Origin of the sequence: Vibrio mexicanus, from assembly GCF_001012815.1 — a bacterium.
Lineage (GTDB): Bacteria > Pseudomonadota > Gammaproteobacteria > Enterobacterales > Vibrionaceae > Vibrio > Vibrio mexicanus.
In genome coordinates this window covers 1-571 of record NZ_JYJP01000033.1, presented here as the reverse complement: position 1 = coordinate 571, position 571 = coordinate 1, and the positions used below count along the sequence as shown (strand labels likewise).

Below are 571 nucleotides of genomic sequence, written 5' to 3'. Positions count from 1 at the left end.
TAACGCCTTGCTAACGGGCGATAACGCTATACCACCCAACTTAAAATTTGTGCCCTAAACACTAAAGCCAATTTGAATGAAAGTGGCCAAGCGTTAGGAGTCCCTGTTAAGCAATTTGTTATGAGCGTGCTGAAATACACGCTGCACTTTACTGCAATTGAACCCGATAGCTTCATAGAACTTGTGAGATTCCACTCTAAGCTCATTGCAGCGTACTCTCAAATTACCATCAATATTATCCTGAGCGTATTGCACTAAATGCTTACCGACACCACGACCTCGAAAATCAGGAGAAACAACTAACCCACAGATTTCATGAAAATTATCAGATGCAAGTCGACGTGCGTAGATAAGGTGCAACCAAGCAATAATTTGACCGTCAAGCTCTGCAACAAATACATGATCTAGGTTGGAGGTCAGCAATTCTTCAAGCTTTGACGATGCGTCGGAAGAGGATAGTTCTGAATACCCAAGGTGCTTAGATACTTCATTGATACCCAATGCATCTGACTCTAAAGCACTTCTGATGATGTATCCCATTCTACTTTTCCTTGTAGCTCATAACGCCCAA

General features: G+C 42.2%; 1 protein-coding gene. It reads right to left on the bottom strand.

Annotation, left to right across the window (positions count from 1 at the left end):
• Window positions 1-93: 93 nt before the first annotated feature.
• The gene (locus tag UA76_RS06395; RefSeq protein WP_047044126.1) at window positions 94-540 is read right to left on the bottom strand and encodes a GNAT family N-acetyltransferase; all 447 of its coding nucleotides are present in this window, start codon (window positions 538-540) and stop codon (window positions 94-96) included.
• Window positions 541-571: the final 31 nt, after the last annotated feature.